Source organism: Bacteroidales bacterium, assembly GCA_012517825.1.
Lineage (GTDB): Bacteria > Bacteroidota > Bacteroidia > Bacteroidales > JAAYUG01 > JAAYUG01.
Map to the genome: position 1 here is coordinate 12,727 of JAAYUG010000112.1, position 15,110 is coordinate 27,836.

The window sequence follows — 15,110 nt, forward strand, 5'->3', positions numbered from 1 at the left end:
CTCTAAGACCCATCAGATGGTCTTTTTTCTTTTGTTCATCAGGTGACGGGTAATTGCCGCCAGGGCGGTAAGGAGGGAGAACCATCCGGCCATCCGGCCAAGGTAGTCGCCGTGTTTTGCATAATAGGTCATTTCGGTATTGGCATAAATTTCGCGCCGGAGGGAAGCCGGTTCCCACCAGCCCACTTTTTCAAGCACATCGCCCCTCTGGTTGATGAAGCCCGAAATGCCGGTATTGGCTGAGCGGGCAATATCCCTGCGTGTTTCAATGGCCCGGAGACGGGAAAAGGAAAAATGCTGCCGGTAGCCGGGTGTGTTGCCCCACCATCCGTCGTTGGTCATCACAAATATAAATCCTGTATTGCCGCATTTGAGGTAGTCGGTAACGAACTCTCCGAACACCGATTCATAGCAAATTACTGTGGCCACCCCCATTGAATCCTGCGGTGAACGAAGCACACTCCGGTAGGGTTGGGTGGCATGACTGCGGAACGTTCCTCCCAGGCGCAAAGTGATCTTTCGCAGAAAACCAAGATATTGCGGATACGGCATCTTCTCCACTCCCACCACCAGCTTCGATTTATGATAAATGGGAATATGCGGCGTTGAATCAATCTGAATAGCCGAATTGAAGCTGTCGTAATACAGACCGGTTGTGCCTAAAGGACGGGCCGTCGGCGTAAGCTTTTCGCCGGGGTTGTAACTTTTGTATCCGGTAATGCCTACCACAAATTTGGCACGGGGATAGGGCTTCAGAAACCTTCGTACGGCCTGAATGGCCGTATTTTCTTCCAAATGGTCAATCCATATATCATTGTTCAACGCCGTTTCAGGAGCAACAAAATAATCAACCGAAGTATCCGCTTTCAGCGAAGCAAGATCAATGATCCGTTGTGTCTGGAACTCACTCGACAACGCCACAAACTTTTCATAAGGGTCGATATTCGGCTGAATAACAACAACATTGTACGGTTTCCCTTTTTCTTTATACGAATGGAAAATATACTGGCTGATGATTACCGGAACAAAAATCCAGATGGCGGCCAGCACACTGTCAAATACCTTTCCCTGCCATTTTTTTGTGGCAACAAAGTGCTGGATAATACCAAACAGGAGAACATTGGCCACCAGCACCCATACAGTGCCGCCCAGCGTTCCGGTATACTCGTACCACTGGATGATTCCGGTATCATTGGCAAAGGCATTTCCAAGGTTCAGCCAGGGCCAGGATATTTCGGCGTTGAGGTAAAAATATTCCCAGTAGGTCCAGAAAACAATCAGGGCGAAATAGCCAGATTTTCCGGGTACAGCTCTCCGCACCAGATGAAACAACCAGAAAATCAGCGCCATGAGAAAGGAATTGATCACAACGGCCGCAACCATGCCCACTGCTGATGCATTCCATATCCACCATGTGTCAGCAAGGTTCCAGATGCCAAAAGCCAGCCATGCATAAAGAAATACATTGACAGAGGCATACCGGTTTTTGTTGGCAAGAAAGAAGTCTTCGACGAACAGCAGGGGGATGAAACCCGCCAGGATAAACAACCCGCTGGCCCATTGAAACCATCCGAGACTCAGAATCAGACCACTTGCAACCGCCAGAAATATACGTACTCTCCTGCTCATTGTTCCTGCAATTTTTAAAAATGCAAATCTAATGTCTTTCGGAAATTTTACCATATATCGTAAAGGCCAGGGATTGTTTAAAATTCTGTATGGGGATGTTTCAAAACTTCGTTTTCAACATCCCCGAGCCGGTTTGCATTCTGTTCCAATCGGCTGAAATCGAACATTTTAATTAACCGGGAACACCAGAAGCCATTCCGATAAAATTGACTGGAACGAATGGAACAGTTTTTGGTATAAAATGTTAATAGTTTGTAATTTTGGGGTTTCGTGCCGGAAAGGGTGCATGACGATTTCATCAGAACAGGCCTTTGTTCAGTAAATAAAGGCCTTTCTGACCCGGCAGGGGGGAGAAAATACGTTTATAAGTAGTTTTTTTCAGGGTTATGGATTTTGTAGTCGTTATCAAGGGGATAATTATCGGATTGATGGTTTCGGTACCTTTAGGCCCCATGGGGATGGTGGTGGTTCAACGTACCCTGAGCAAGGGAAGGCTTTCCGGTTTCCTGTCGGGGTTGGGAGCAGCCTCAGCCGACACCCTCTTTTCTCTCATTGCCGTAATGGGGTTTGGTTTTATTATTGATTTTGTCGAAGAAAAACGGTTTTATTTTGAAATTGTCGGAAGCTTATTCGTCATCTACATAGGATTGCGAATTTTTTACTCCAATCCTGTGACACAGATCCGGCGCCGGCAGAAGAAAAATACCCTCTTTGCCGATTACATTACTGTATTTTTAATGACCTTCTCCAACCCACTGGCCATATTTGTTTTCCTTGCCCTGTTTGCAGCAGTGCACTTTGTTACCGAGAGCCAACATTATCTGACATCCTTCCTCATAGTACTTGGCGTTTTTGCGGGAGCCAGCCTCTGGTGGTTCACCATTACAACGCTGGTAAGCCTGTACCGGCAGAAATTTCGTCTGAAAAGACTCTGGTGGCTGAACAAAATCACAGGGGCCATTATTTCCCTCCTCGGGCTTATTGCGCTGATTAAGGTTTTCTTCATACCCGGCCTTCCTTTATAGTTACTTAACCTCAATTTACGATCTGCTTAACAGGGGATTTTTATATTTGCAAGATAAAATCGGATTGTTTTGAACGAACGGAACCCCCTTATTGATACTGCTGATATTCTGAAGGCAACCCGTCTGCCATCAAAAGGAGCACGCGGGGCAGCAAAATTCCTTATGATGCTGCTGGGTATCAATAAGATAAACAAAGCCTATGAAGAAGTCCGGCATCTGAAAGGAATTGATTTCGTTGAGAACATTCTTCAGAAGCTATCCATAACGTTTGAAGTCAGCCCGGAGGAACTGAAGCGCATTCCGGCCTCAGGTCCGTTTATTACGGTTTCCAACCACCCTTACGGAGGGCTGGATGGTCTGATCCTCATTGGTTTGCTGGGCCGTCAGCGCCCCGATTTCAAGGTTCTGGGAAATTATCTGCTCCACCGGATTGATCCGATGCAGGAGTTTATTTTGCCGGTCGACCCCTTTGAAAGCAAAAAAGCCAGGGCCGCCAGTGTGCCGGGTATAAAAATGGCCCTCCGCCATATTGCCGAAGGTCATCCTCTCGGCATCTTTCCTGCCGGGGAAGTTTCGAGCTATTACCCTCATACCACAGGAATAACCGATAAAAAATGGCAGCATTCCGTGCTTAAGTTCATCCGCAATGCCGGGGTTCCTGTAGTTCCTGTTTACTTTGAAGGAACCAACAGCACGGTTTTTCATTTGCTGGGCCTCGTGCATCCCATGCTTCGCACGGCAAAGCTCCCCTCCGAACTTCTCAATAAGAAAAACAAAACCATCCGAATACGGATAGGAAATCCGATTTCAGTTAACGAACAGAAAGAATTTTCTGATATCTGGAAGTATGGAAGGTATCTGAGAGCCAAAACCTATGCCCTTGGAGAAGGGTTTGATGTAAAGGAGTTTTTCCCTTCACAGAAAAAAAGAAAGGTTAAAGCCGAAGACATTGCTGAACAGGCTGATCAGGGAGTTCTTTCCAGGGAATATCAGCGACTCAGGGAAAAATACCTGCTGTTCGATCTGCAGAATTACAGTGTATTGTGTGCACCGTCTGACCAGATGCCCCTTATAATGCATGAAATCGGCTGCCTGCGGGAAATCACTTTCCGGGCTATTGGTGAAGGGACCAATAAGAGCATCGACCTGGACGACTTTGACCTTTATTATTACCACCTTTTTGTATGGGATAATGAAACCGGCAAAATTGTAGGTGCCTACCGCGTGGGAAAAGGAAAGGACATCATCGGTGAATATGGTATAAGGGGATTTTACGTGAGTACCCTGTTCCGCATGCATGGCCGTATGCAGCAGGTGCTGGAGCAATCGCTTGAACTGGGCAGGTCGTTTATTGTGCAGGAATACCAGCGAAAGCCCATGCCGCTGTTTCTTCTCTGGAAAGGAATTCTGTACTTCCTCCTGAAAAACAGCGAATACCGCTACCTTATTGGCCCGGTAAGCATCAGCAAACGGTTTTCGGAATTTTCGAAGCATACCATCATTGAATACATCAGAAAAAACCACTATAACGACCAGTATGCCCGGTATATTAAACCTAAAAAACGGTTCAGGGTCCCGGGATATTCGTTTGACACGGAAATTCTCTTTGAAAATCTGAAAAACCTTCAGCAGCTTGACAGGCTGATTGAAGATGTTGAATCGAACAGCAGGATGCCGGTGTTGCTGAAAAAATATCTGCAGCTGGGAGGTAAAATCGTGGAATTCAATATTGACCCGCTTTTTAACGATTGCCTTGATGGCCTGCTGATTCTCGATCTGTACGATGTACCCCCTGAGGTAATTGCATCTCTCTCGCGCGAAATGAACGATCAGTCAATCTTTGAAAGATTTTCGCAACAAAAAACCCTGCAGGAAAAGGTTCAGGTGTGACTCCAGAGGTCTATTTTCTGCAGTTTGATATCGCCTTCAAAAAACATACGGGCGATGATCTCAAAATACTCCGTATAATCAGATACAAGAAACTGATGTACAGGATTTTCTGTATCCTTATTCAGGAGGTTGTTCTCACGAAGGAGTTTTCTGAGCCGTTTTGCCACAATGACAGCCGAATCCACAATCTGCACCTTGAAATCAAAGAAGCGGGCAATCTGCTGTTTGATAATGGGATAATGGGTACAGCCCAGAATCAGCGTGTCAATGCCCTGCAGTTCCTCCCTTGATAAGTAATTGCGGATGATGGCATTGCTGATGTCGTCAAAAATGAATCCTTCTTCAATCATGGGCACAAAAAGAGGGGTGGCAAGCGAACGGACATCGAGCTTATTGTTCTTCTGGATAAGTTTTACCTTATAGGTTCCGCTGTTGATGGTGCCTTTGGTACCAATTACCCCGATGCGTTTTATTCTGGGGTTACCGGCCACTTCATCAATTACCGGGTCAATCACGTTCAGGGCAAGCGCTTTCCCCCTTACAGCTTCTGAAACAGCTTCCCATGCCACGGCTGAGGCAGTATTGCAGGCTATCAGAATCAGCTTGCAGTTCAGCGATAACAGGTACTCAGAAATGCGCGTTGAATAAAACTTCACCGACTCAGCCGACTTATCCCCATAGGGAAGATGAAAGGTGTCGCCAAAGTAGATCATTTGCTCATCCGGAAGAATCTGCCGGATGGCATTGGCTACAGTAAGTCCGCCCACACCTGAATCAAAAATACCTATTGGCTGGGATGCCTGCATAGAATGTGCAAGTTAACGAAACCACTATAATCTGGTATAATAAACGCGAAAGGCTGCCGGTAAAGACAGCCTTTCACCGATGGCAATCTTTATTTGGTAATGCCCAGCTTTTTCTTCACCAGCGGGGTTATATCCTGGCTGTCGGCGCTCTGAAATACCACAAACGAGCCCTGGCTTACGTCAAAAATATAGGTAAACTTCCCTTCCTTGGCGACATCATTAATAGCCGCATTGAGTTTGTCAACGATGGGCTTGAAGAGCTTTGCCTGTTGCTGCTGGATATCCTGCTGGGCGTTATTCTGAAAGGCCTGAATGCGCTGATTCATTTCCTGGAGTTCCGTTTCCTTGGTATTCCTTATCAATTCACTCCAGTTAGAAGCATTGGCCATATAGTCCTCATATTTCTTGTTGAATTCAACCTGCATTTTTTCCATCTGGTCCTGCAAATCCTTGGCAACTTTATCCAGTTTTTTCTGGGCGCTGTCGGTTTCGGGCATCAGGGTAAGGATTTCCTGTTTATTGACATGTCCAAGCTTCAGAACAGCCTGCGCTTCTGCAGTGAAACCAGCCAAAAAGAGCAGTACAACTAATCCGGATATAAACCTTTTCATAAACAATATTTTAGAATTTTGACAAAAGTAGTATTTATTTCTTATAACCCAATTTCTGGAGCACCTGATCGCTCTTATCATACTTCGGATCAGAATAGATGATGGTGGCATCGGCCGATGTGTCGAAAATGGCAGCAAAACCACCTTCTGCGGCAATTTCCTTGATGGCATTATAGATTTCGTCCTGAATGGGTTTAATCAGCTCTTCGCGTTTTTTGAAAAGTGCGCCATCCTGTCCGAAGTATTTCTTCTGCAGTTCCTTAACTTCTTTCTCTTTGGTGACAATTTCTTCCTCCCGTTTGTTCTTCATCTCATCGGTGAGTAAAACCTTTTCGGCCTGGTATTTTTTGTACATGTTATCAATTTCGGCGTATTTTGCCTCGATTTCTTTCTGCAGATCGGCCGAATACTTATCGAGCTGGTCCTGTGCCACCTTGTAGGCCGGGATATTGTTAAGGATGTATTCGGTATCCACAAAAGCGTATTTCTGTGCATACGTGAGGCCAAAACCGGCCATCATCAGTATTATTGCAACAATCCGTTTCATAGTTGTATAAATTAAACATTTAGAACTGCTGACCTATTGTAAAGTGGAACTGTCCGTGATTTTCTCCCGGGTTCCACGGAATATCATCAAATCCATAACCATAATCAATGCCCAGCATGCCAAACATCGGGAGGAAGGCCCTGAGGCCAACCCCGGCCGAGCGGCGCACAGCAAACGGATTTACATCGCGTGCATAAGTCCATCCGTTCCCTGCTTCAAGGAAGGTAAGGGCAAAAACTGTAGCCTGCTGGTTCAGACTTATCGGGTATCTGAGTTCCATGGTATACTTGGTATAGTAGTTTGCTCCTTTCGGAGGGGTAAGGGCTCCGATGGTATTTCCTGCTCCGCTGTTGGAATAGCCACGTACAGGAATCACTTCGTATCCGTAAAAGTTGTACCCCACCATTCCGTCGCCGCCAACATAAAATCCTTCAAACGGAGACTGCCCTAAAGTGCTGTTATAGTATCCTTTGAATCCAAATTGTCCGCGGGTAAAGAGGACCAGCTTGTCAACAAGGTTCATGTACCATTCCGCCTTGAAACTCCATTTGTAATATTCAATCCATTTGTATTTTTCACTCTGGGAAGCACCGGTAAAATCCTTTCCGCTGATCAGCGAATAAGGAGGCGTTATGGCCAGTGTAAGGGCAAAATTGGATCCTTTGCGCGGATAGATGGGCTGATCAACTGAATTTCGTCCGAATGTTGTGGTAACGGAAAAGTTGTTTGAAACCCCGTTGTTCTGAAGTAAACTGAAATAGCCCTTGTAATTGTCCAGAGTATAGTTCTGGAAGCTGATTTCGTTGTACAGGGTAAAGAAGTCATCGGGCCATGAAAGCCGGCGGCCCAGACCGACCGATACACCGGAAATGCTCATGAATCCTTTATCCTGCTGTGTGTACCTGTTGCTAAAGTAATCGTAACGGGCATTCCTGTATTTTGAGTTGTACAGTGAAACCGACAACGAATTGGGCTTTTTGCCTCCCAGCCAGGGTTCAACAAAGGAAATGCTGTAGGAACGGTAAATAGTACCATTCGACTGTGCCCTGATAGCAAGGGTTTGCCCGTCGCCGCTGGGTATCGGCCTCCAGGCTTTGGGATCCAACATACTGCGGGCAGAAAAATTGGAAAACCTGATCCCAATGGTTCCTACCAGCATTCCTGCTCCCCAGCCTCCGGAGATTTCAAGCTGGTCGTTCGACCGCTCCTGCAGATTGTACTGAATGTCAACAGTGCCGTCAGCAGGGTTGGGTACCGGATTCGGTTCGATCTTTTCGGGGTCAAAGTGCCCGAGCTGGGCAAGCTCACGGACCGTACGGATTATCTCTGACTTGCTGAACAATTCGCCGGGTAGGGTTCTGATTTCACGCCGGATAACATGCTCGTTGGTCTTGTTGTTCCCGTTGATTATAATGTTGTTCACCGTTGCCTGCTTTCCTTCCGAAATGCGCATTTCAAGATCAATGGAATCATTCTCTATAAGCACTTCTTCAGGGCTTACATTAAAGAAAAGATATCCGTTGTCAAGGTACAAAGAACTTACAGCGTCTTCGTCGGTTGAAAGCCTTTTGGTAAGCAGGGTCTGGTTATAAACATCTCCCTTTTTCACACCGAGCACTTTGCTGAGAACTTCTGACGGATAAACCGTATTGCCGATCCAGGTAATGTTGCGGAAATAATATTTCGGACCTTCATATACATCCAGATAGAGGATGATTCGTTTGGGATTTAGCACAGCCAGGCTGTCCTTCAGAATTTTGGCGTCCCGGTATCCCTTTTCATTGTAATATTCAATCAGTTTTACTTTGTCTTCCTCATAATTGGATTTGATATATTTTGACCCTTTAAAGATATTCCAGTCGCGCCGGTGGGTTTTTTTCATGGCTTTCCTCAGCTTCTTGGCAGGAATTTCCTTGTTTCCGGTAAAGACAATATCGGAAATCTTCACCCGTTCGTTTTTGTCAATGATGAGCCTGAGCTTTACTCTGTTGGGCAAAGTGGTATCAGGGATCTGCACAATATCAATCTTTACATTGAAAAAGCCTTTATCGGTAAAGTGCTTGGTTACAATGGTTCTGATATTGTTCAGCACATCTTCTGTAACCTGGCTTCCGTTGCGGATTTTCAGCTTATCGGTAATATCTTTGGTTTCTGATTTCTTCAGCCCAACAATGCTGAGAGTAGATAGCCGGGGGCGTTCCTTCAGGTAGATATCGAGGTATATCTGATCTCCTTCGATGCGGGAAGCAATGCGGACATCGGAAAACAAACCCTGGCTCCAGTATTTCTTCAGCATCTTGGTGATATCTTCTCCGGGTACCGTAATCTTGTCGCCCACCGAAAAACCCGAGAGGTTGGCCAGAACCTCCTTATCAAGGTAATTCACCCCTGATACCGTAATGCCGGCAATAACATAGGTTTCGGTTTTGGAATAGTCAATGACCGGCAGGCTGTCATGTTCAATAATCGCCGGCGGAAGGATTTTTACAGAATCTGCAAAAGGAATTGTATCCTGGGCCGGAGAGGGAATGCCAATGAATCCTGTCAATATAATCAACCAGAACAATCTGAATGCACGCACGTTTGCCATATTCCTCTTTCTCTATTTACACTGTTCACTAATTTTTCCGAATCTTCTTTCTCTGCTCTGAAAGTCACAAATTGCCCTGTACAAATCTTCCCTGCGAAAATCGGGCCAAAGTACTTCGGTAAAGTACAATTCGGTATAGGCCATTTGAAATAGGAGAAAATTGCTGATTCTCTTTTCTCCGCTGGTCCGTATAAGAAGTTCAGGATCAGGAATATAGGCAGTAGTAAGATACTGAGCAAAAAGGCAGTCGTCAATCTTTTCGGGATTCAAACGACCATCGAGCACATCCTGCACAATGGCTCTGGCTGCCCGGGCAATTTCCCACCTGGCCCCGTAACTCAGAGCGAGAATAAGGGTCAGTCCCTTGTTGGAAGAAGTTAACTGAATTACTTTATCCAGTTCTGCCTGTACTTCTTCGGGCAGGCTGGCAATATTGCCAATGGCCAGGAGCCGGACGTTGTTGTCGACCAGCGTTTTTAATTCGGATTGCAGGGTGGAAACCAGCAGCGACATAAGGGCATCCACTTCGCTCTGCGGCCTTCTCCAGTTTTCGGTGGAGAAAGCAAACAGGGTAAGGTATTTGATACCCAGTTCAGCGGCAGCTTCAACCGTATCGCGCACGGCCTTGACGGCATTATAATGTCCGAAAACGCGCTGGTTGCCACGTTGCCTTGCCCACCGCCCGTTGCCGTCCATTATGATGGCAATATGCTGGGGTAATTTCTCTGCTATAATCTGGTCTTTGTACGTCATCTCACACTTTTTTACCAATACACCGGACAATCACCCGGCCGGTCGAACAACTTGTACGTCAAATAAAAGCCCGCAAAGTTATACCAATCGTTGTTAGTATAAAAATTCCGCAAGCCTTCACTGCCATAATTTTTTAAGCCGTCAAAATTATCTGAAAAAAGTTTACGGCAAGCATATTCAATTCCGATTCCTACTCTTCGGTTGATTCCTGCCTTTATTCCTAAGGCAAATGGCAGGGAAGGAATGAATGAACCGGCGGCCGGGCCGGACACCGGATAGCAAATTCCGACACCGCCGTTTATGTATGGACTAACCGGATGAGCCCGGTCGACGAGCTTAAAAGCATCAAAATTCAGTTCAAAAACAGCCGAAACATCAAAACCTGATGAAGAGAAGGATTGGTTGCGGAGGGTTCTGAAGGGATCGGACGAACCGGCATCTTTACCGCTTACTTGGAAAAAATTCAGCTGGGTTTTTACAGCATATCTGGGATTAAAATTGTAGGCAAACAGAGCACCCAGGGCAGGCCCGGGGTTAAGGAAAGGAATTTTGGGATTCATATCACCCAGATACCATGCAGAGCCGGCAAAAAAACCAACATCAGCCTTGCGCTGAGCCGGCAGGCAAGTCCATACGAGCCCCAGGAGCAATAAACTGCATCCGAATTTTTTCATGTATATGCGGGAAAGTGTGGGTTTCAATTATCTGTTTCGTGGACGGCGGTTAATGTATTGTTTCAGGAAAAGAGGCACGTTTTCCCTGTCGTTTTTAATACGGTAAACGGCATTAAAAGCGGTAAAATAGTAAATATCCTGTGCTTTGTTACCAGCTACAGGGGGATTGTACCCGTCAACAAAATCGGAAAGGGACAGCCTTCCTCCCAGTTCAAAACCCACCATCCAGGCATCGCTGATAACATATTTTACTCCCACACCCAGTGGTATGGCCGCTGAAATGTGCGAGTAATCGTTGGTTACGTTTATGTCGCCCGGACGGACATTGCTGAGTTTCGGACTGAAATAAATGCCTGCCAGTCCGCCAAACACATATGCCCCAAGGCGGGAATAGTTATTGATCATTCCTCTCCGGTTATAAACTGCATTCGAAGCCAGCCTTCTGTCTTCGGAGAGAAAATAGTACTCCGCAACCACGGAAGGTTCAATAATATGCGTTGTAAAGGAATATCCGCGTGCTTCGTTAACCGCACCTATATCGGTTCCTGCACCCATTCCGTAAGCAAGCGTAAAACGGCCTGCAAAATTCTGATAGAATTTGTACCGAAGACCCACCGTCAAGGAAGGGCGGGTAGCATCCAGGCGTATATCTTTAATGCCAAACCAGTTATTCCGGTCGGCTCCACCTCCGATATCACCGAAAAAACTGGTGGTACCGGCACCCAGTATCAGTTCATACCTAACGAGCTTCCAGCGCTGTGCATAGCTGCCGGAAGCCGCCAAGATGATCAAAAGGAAGGCTGCGATTGCTTTTTTGTGCATGGCGGATTCGTTTCAGTTCACAAAAATAATATTTTTCGCAGAACCATGTTCCGTATCTATAACTTAATAAAACCGGCATTTATTGTATAACTGACCAAGTTGCCGGATACGCCGCATGGTTCTGCTTGGTTATGTAAATATATGGTAAAGTGTTAAAATATGCAAAATCAGTTTCTCCGGTCGGCACCCCACATGAGTTTGTTCCGCAGGGTGCTGAAAAAGCTGGTTTGGCTTAGCTGAAGTGTCCGCAGAAAAAAAGGCGCTTTCCGGATGAGGATTTCAGTTTTCTCCGGAATATGGTATGACTGGGAATCGAGAGAGGCAATGATCGTCTGATCGCGGCTTTCGGCAAAAAGACGAAGGGTACATGCATCGGATACCACGATGGGCCGTACGGTAAGATGATGGGGAGCAATGGGACTTATGATAAAATCCCTTGCACCCGGCGTCATTACCGGCCCGCCTACACTCATGGAATAGGCTGTTGAACCGGTGGGCGTTGATATAATCAGTCCGTCGGCCCAGTAGGCATTAAGAAACTCATCGTTCACCCAGGCGTGGATGGTAATCATTGATGAGCCCGATTTATGAAGAGTGAATTCGTTGAGTGCATACGGAAATTCACCGAACTGCCCCCCTTCCATGGTCACCTGAAGTAGGCTGCGTTCCTCGATCCGGTATGATCCTTTAAAAATCTCTTCAAGAGCCTGTTCAATTTCTTCTCTGGCAATATTGGAAAGGAATCCCAGCCGCCCGGTATTGAGTCCGATAACTGGTATGCCGGTATCGCGTACCACACTCACCGATTTGAGAAAGGTACCGTCACCTCCAATGCTGAAGAAAAAGGAAAAATCGCCTTGCAGATCGTTGTGGCTAAGAAACAGCCCTTCAGCCCGAACATCTATTTTTTTCTCGGCTTTCAGATACTCATAAAACGGCTGGTAAATGTAAACCTTGCAACCATGGCCGGCCAATATATCAAAAAAACGTACGATCTGCACATCACAGCCCGACCCGAAATTTTTTCCAAAAACAGCAATCTTCATTGGGAAGAATCAAAAAAACCCATTGTTAAACGTTCAGATAACGCATAAATTCATCGTACCGGCTTTTATAGAGGGCATCCAATTCCCCTTCTTCATTAAACGAAGCTTTGATGTTGTAGTTATACCGGATGAAGGTCTGAATAATAGCCGATGCATCCGTCCGGTTAATTTTAATTGTAAGTTCCATCCGGGTGGAGTCAGAAGGCTGGGAAATGAACAATCCCAGAATTCTTGCATCATTCCCTTCAACAATTCTGGCAATCTCCGAAAGGGAATAATCTGTCTGGTTCATCTCAAGCACCAGGATGGCGCCGGGATTAGCGATGCCTGAAAAATCAGCAAAATAACGGAGCAAATCATTCATGGTAACCAGTCCGAGGTAATTGTTCTGATGATCGAGCACCGGGACCACGGTGAGTTTCAGCCTGGAAACCAGTGATATGACATCAAAAATATGCTGGTCTTCACGGACGTATGGACTGAACAGGGACAATTTATGATTTCCTATCGGTTCGTCGGCCATATTGAGGTCGTAAATATCCGTATCGGATATCAGCCCGAGGAATTCCCTGTTGTTTACGATGGGCAGATGCGATATCCGGAATACTTCCATCAGCGACAGGGCATGAAAGCCTGTGTCGGAGGTTTTCAGCGGAGGGACAATATCCGAAATCAGATCACGTGCTACCATATCCAAAAATTCACCATACCTTTGCAGGAAATCAAAAAACTATGACACGGCTGAGTGTAAATATAAACAAAATTGCAACATTACGAAATTCCCGCGGAGGGAATATTCCCGACGTGCTGAAGGCGGCGCTCGACTGCGAGCGTTTCGGGGCAGAAGGCATCACCGTTCATCCGCGGCCGGATGAGCGCCACATCCGGTATTCCGACGTAAGGGAGATTCGTCCCCGCATTCATGTAGAATTCAATATTGAAGGGAACCCGAACGACCGTTTTCTGAACCTCGTTCTGGAAGTTAAGCCTGACCAGGTTACCCTTGTTCCTGACCCGCATGATGCCATCACCAGCAATGCAGGATGGGATACCATTACCCACCAGCGTTTTCTGCGGGAAGTCATTGCCCGTCTGAAGGAAGCCGGAATCAGAACATCCATTTTCGTTGGTACCGATCTGCACATGATTGAAGCCGCTGCCACCACAGGAACTGACCGCATTGAACTCTATACCGAACCCTATGCAAAAATGTACCCCGAAAATCCTGCTGCTGCCATCAAACCTTTTATTGAAGCGGCAAAGAAAGCTAACGAACTGGGGCTTGGCATCAATGCCGGGCATGACCTGAACCTCGAAAACCTGCGGTATTTTGCATCGAACATTCCCGGACTGCTCGAAGTTTCCATCGGCCACGCACTGATAAGCGATGCCCTCTATTACGGGCTGGAAAATACAATCGGAATGTACCTTCAGCAACTGAGATGACTCCTCTGAAGCTGTTCTTCCGGGAAACAGGAACCGGCACACCTCTTGTTATTCTGCACGGACTCTACGGAATGTCCGACAACTGGCTTTCCATAGCCAGAGAACTGGCTCCTCACTTCAGGGTTATCCTGCCCGATATGCGCAACCACGGGCACTCACCCCATGATCAGGAACACTCCTACCAGGCCATGCGCGAAGACATTGCACGGCTCTTCGAAGATATGAAATTAGAAAATGCCATTCTTATGGGGCATTCCATGGGAGGAAAAACAGCCATGTTCTTTGCCGTCAGATATCCTGAAAAACTTTCCCGGCTCATTGTAGTCGATATTGCTCCCGCTGATTTACGAAATACCCCCCGGGGTAAAATGCATGAGTTACAGCATAAGACAATCGTTGAGTCACTATTGAAACTGGACATAGAACATCTTCAGAGCCGTCAGGAAGCTGACAGGGCACTTTCTGAAACCATTGCCTCCCTGCCAGTACGCCAGTTTCTTCTGAAAAACCTGCACCGCCGCTCCGACGGCACATTTACCTGGCTCCTCAATCTGAAGGCCCTTTCGGAAAACCTCTCCTCCGTTCTGGATGGACTGCATCCCGGAACTGATCCGGAGGAAAAATATCCGGTAGTAATACCAACTTTGTTTATTAAGGGGGAACTATCGCATTACATTGAACCGGAAGATGAAGAAAGTATCAGAAATGTTCTCCCGCATTCCGTTCTGTCAGTAATTCAGGGAGCAGGACACTGGGTGCATGCAGAACAGCCCGAACAGTTCCTGAAGGTAGTCAGTGATTTTATAAGAAATAATAAGATCCTGAAATAATGCCGCTCCTTCGGGGCTTTAATTACCACCTTTCCATTCGATCATTTTCATGTGTTGAACAAACGTCACGAAACCGGAGGTTTCGAATTCCAATGCCCAGGGTTGTATCCATGGCAGAAGGAACGCAAACCTCTGCAACACCTTATGTATTGAAGAAACTACATGTATTCTGATTGCCGGCGGTGAAAATTCAGGAATTTGGTTCCAGCGGGATTTGCCCGGATGCCTTCGCGCAAAGCAAACACACTGCGCATCAGTTCGCTACACTCCTGATGCGCAATCCGGGCTTAACCGGCCGCTTTCACTCCGTTTCAGCGGGATTTGCCCGGATGCCTTCGCGCAAAGCAAACACACTGCGCATCAGTTCGCTACACTCCTGATGCGCAATCCGGGCTTAACCGGCCGCTTTCACTCCGTTTCAGCGGGATTTGCCCGGATGCC

At 46.6% G+C, this 15,110-nt stretch carries 14 protein-coding genes; 4 read left to right on the forward strand and 10 right to left on the reverse strand.

Features of this window, described 5'->3' with window-relative positions; genetic code table 11:
- Positions 1-12 precede the first annotated feature (12 nt).
- Positions 13-1,629 carry an apolipoprotein N-acyltransferase gene (lnt, locus tag GX419_07810; GenBank protein NLI24591.1) on the reverse strand — a complete coding sequence of 539 codons (1,617 nt, stop codon included), beginning with the start codon at positions 1,627-1,629 and terminating at the stop codon, positions 13-15.
- Between the two features lie 386 nt (positions 1,630-2,015).
- On the opposite strand from lnt, the gene GX419_07815 reads away from it, so the two are divergent.
- Positions 2,016-2,654, forward strand: coding sequence for a LysE family transporter (locus GX419_07815; protein NLI24592.1), 639 nt, complete (start codon positions 2,016-2,018; stop codon positions 2,652-2,654).
- A gap of 162 nt (positions 2,655-2,816) precedes the next feature.
- Positions 2,817-4,544, forward strand: coding sequence for a lysophospholipid acyltransferase family protein (locus GX419_07820; protein ID NLI24593.1), 1,728 nt, complete (start codon positions 2,817-2,819; stop codon positions 4,542-4,544).
- Here the strand turns inward: GX419_07820 and murI are convergent.
- The 9 genes from murI to GX419_07865 form a co-directional block, all read right to left on the reverse strand.
- A complete protein-coding gene (murI, locus tag GX419_07825) occupies positions 4,535-5,350 on the reverse strand; it encodes a glutamate racemase (GenBank protein NLI24594.1) in 816 nt (271 codons plus the stop codon). The genes GX419_07820 and murI overlap by 10 nt on opposite strands.
- Positions 5,351-5,439: 89 nt before the next feature.
- Complete coding sequence (locus tag GX419_07830) at positions 5,440-5,961, reverse strand: OmpH family outer membrane protein (GenBank protein ID NLI24595.1); 522 nt, start codon at positions 5,959-5,961, stop codon at positions 5,440-5,442.
- Positions 5,962-5,995: 34 nt separating this feature from the next.
- Positions 5,996-6,508, reverse strand: coding sequence for an OmpH family outer membrane protein (locus GX419_07835; protein ID NLI24596.1), 513 nt, complete (start codon positions 6,506-6,508; stop codon positions 5,996-5,998).
- 19 nt (positions 6,509-6,527) lie between these two features.
- A complete protein-coding gene (bamA, locus tag GX419_07840; protein ID NLI24597.1) occupies positions 6,528-9,098 on the reverse strand; it encodes an outer membrane protein assembly factor BamA in 2,571 nt (856 codons plus the stop codon).
- A gap of 12 nt (positions 9,099-9,110) precedes the next feature.
- Entirely contained in the window at positions 9,111-9,851 is a 741-nt protein-coding gene (locus tag GX419_07845) for an isoprenyl transferase (GenBank protein NLI24598.1), read from the reverse strand.
- 11 nt (positions 9,852-9,862) lie between these two features.
- Positions 9,863-10,525 (reverse strand): hypothetical protein, encoded by a 663-nt coding sequence (locus GX419_07850; GenBank protein ID NLI24599.1) that lies wholly within the window; start codon positions 10,523-10,525, stop codon positions 9,863-9,865.
- Positions 10,526-10,552: 27 nt separating this feature from the next.
- A complete protein-coding gene (locus GX419_07855; protein ID NLI24600.1) occupies positions 10,553-11,347 on the reverse strand; it encodes a hypothetical protein in 795 nt (264 codons plus the stop codon).
- Positions 11,348-11,514: 167 nt separating this feature from the next.
- Positions 11,515-12,393, reverse strand: a complete 879-nt coding sequence (locus GX419_07860; protein NLI24601.1) for an NAD kinase — start codon at positions 12,391-12,393, stop codon at positions 11,515-11,517.
- Between the two features lie 25 nt (positions 12,394-12,418).
- A complete protein-coding gene (locus GX419_07865; protein NLI24602.1) occupies positions 12,419-13,084 on the reverse strand; it encodes a CBS domain-containing protein in 666 nt (221 codons plus the stop codon).
- A gap of 41 nt (positions 13,085-13,125) precedes the next feature.
- Here GX419_07865 and GX419_07870 point away from each other — a divergent pair, with 41 nt between their 5' ends.
- Both GX419_07870 and GX419_07875 read left to right on the forward strand, forming a co-directional pair.
- On the forward strand, positions 13,126-13,839 hold the full coding sequence (locus GX419_07870; protein ID NLI24603.1) for a pyridoxine 5'-phosphate synthase: 714 nt from the start codon (positions 13,126-13,128) through the stop codon (positions 13,837-13,839).
- Between the two features lie 5 nt (positions 13,840-13,844).
- On the forward strand, positions 13,845-14,669 hold the full coding sequence (locus GX419_07875; protein ID NLI24604.1) for an alpha/beta fold hydrolase: 825 nt from the start codon (positions 13,845-13,847) through the stop codon (positions 14,667-14,669).
- Positions 14,670-15,110 lie beyond the last annotated feature (441 nt).

What these genes read in the sequence shown, in the direction of transcription:
- lnt (NLI24591.1), bottom strand. Translation starts at nt 1,629, where the DNA reads ATGAGCAGGAGAGTACGTATATTTCTGGCGGTTGCAAGTGGTCTGATT.
- GX419_07815 (NLI24592.1), top strand. Translation starts at nt 2,016, where the DNA reads ATGGATTTTGTAGTCGTTATCAAGGGGATAATTATCGGATTGATGGTT.
- GX419_07820 (NLI24593.1), top strand. Translation starts at nt 2,817, where the DNA reads ATGATGCTGCTGGGTATCAATAAGATAAACAAAGCCTATGAAGAAGTC.
- murI (NLI24594.1), bottom strand. Translation starts at nt 5,350, where the DNA reads ATGCAGGCATCCCAGCCAATAGGTATTTTTGATTCAGGTGTGGGCGGA.
- GX419_07830 (NLI24595.1), bottom strand. Translation starts at nt 5,961, where the DNA reads ATGAAAAGGTTTATATCCGGATTAGTTGTACTGCTCTTTTTGGCTGGT.
- GX419_07835 (NLI24596.1), bottom strand. Translation starts at nt 6,508, where the DNA reads ATGAAACGGATTGTTGCAATAATACTGATGATGGCCGGTTTTGGCCTC.
- bamA (NLI24597.1), bottom strand. Translation starts at nt 9,098, where the DNA reads ATGGCAAACGTGCGTGCATTCAGATTGTTCTGGTTGATTATATTGACA.
- GX419_07845 (NLI24598.1), bottom strand. Translation starts at nt 9,851, where the DNA reads ATGACGTACAAAGACCAGATTATAGCAGAGAAATTACCCCAGCATATT.
- GX419_07850 (NLI24599.1), bottom strand. Translation starts at nt 10,525, where the DNA reads ATGAAAAAATTCGGATGCAGTTTATTGCTCCTGGGGCTCGTATGGACT.
- GX419_07855 (NLI24600.1), bottom strand. Translation starts at nt 11,347, where the DNA reads ATGCACAAAAAAGCAATCGCAGCCTTCCTTTTGATCATCTTGGCGGCT.
- GX419_07860 (NLI24601.1), bottom strand. Translation starts at nt 12,393, where the DNA reads ATGAAGATTGCTGTTTTTGGAAAAAATTTCGGGTCGGGCTGTGATGTG.
- GX419_07865 (NLI24602.1), bottom strand. Translation starts at nt 13,084, where the DNA reads ATGGTAGCACGTGATCTGATTTCGGATATTGTCCCTCCGCTGAAAACC.
- GX419_07870 (NLI24603.1), top strand. Translation starts at nt 13,126, where the DNA reads ATGACACGGCTGAGTGTAAATATAAACAAAATTGCAACATTACGAAAT.